Raw genomic sequence first — 592 nt, 5'->3', positions numbered from 1 at the left:
GAGCCCTGTATCCTCCATTAGCAACATTAATGTTGCTAAATACCCATGACACTATGGCTCGGTAGCTCAGTTGGTAGAGCAACGGATTGAAGCTCCGTGTGTCGGCGGTTCGATTCCGTCCCGCGCCATTTATGGGGGAGTAGCGAAGTCTGGCTAAACGCGACGGTCTGTAAAACCGTTCCTTCGGGTTCGGTGGTTCGAATCCACTCTCCCCCATTTTATAGGGATATAGTTAAACGGTATAACTACGGTCTCCAAAACCGTCATTGTGGGTTCGATTCCTACTATCCCTGCTTAACTGAATATTTTGGCGGTATTGGTGAAGTTTGGTTAACACACCGGTTTGTGGGTCCGGCACGCGTGGGTTCAAATCCCACATACCGCCCTTTGATTAAGTAAAACTTAATCTTAACTATTTGGTGGTATAGCCAAGTGGTAAGGCAGAGGTCTGCAAAACCTTTAGCATCGGTTCAAATCCGATTACCACCTTTTAGTTAGCTGATGCCTCTGTGGCGGAATTGGCAGACGCGCTGGACTCAAAATCCAGTTCCCGTTGAGGGAGTGTGGGTTCGACCCCCACCGGAGGCATATT

The 592-nt window shown here is 48.8% G+C and carries 6 tRNA genes; all 6 read left to right on the top strand.

Annotated features, from left to right (window positions below):
• Window positions 1-55: 55 nt before the first annotated feature.
• Window positions 56-128 (top strand) — tRNA-Phe (locus DTK66_RS10530).
• A 5-nt stretch (window positions 129-133) separates the two neighbouring features.
• Window positions 134-216 (top strand) — tRNA-Tyr (locus DTK66_RS10525).
• 6 nt (window positions 217-222) lie between these two features.
• A tRNA-Trp gene (locus tag DTK66_RS10520) sits at window positions 223-293 on the top strand.
• 17 nt (window positions 294-310) lie between these two features.
• Window positions 311-385, top strand: a tRNA-His gene (locus tag DTK66_RS10515).
• 33 nt (window positions 386-418) lie between these two features.
• Window positions 419-489, top strand: a tRNA-Cys gene (locus DTK66_RS10510).
• 14 nt (window positions 490-503) lie between these two features.
• Window positions 504-588, top strand: a tRNA-Leu gene (locus DTK66_RS10505).
• The last annotated feature ends 4 nt before the right edge of the window (window positions 589-592 follow it).

The sequence above is a fragment of the Limosilactobacillus walteri genome (genome assembly GCF_014830205.1).
In the GTDB taxonomy this organism is placed as follows: Bacteria; Bacillota; Bacilli; order Lactobacillales; family Lactobacillaceae; genus Limosilactobacillus; species Limosilactobacillus walteri.
This window is presented reverse-complemented; position numbering and strand designations above follow the sequence as displayed.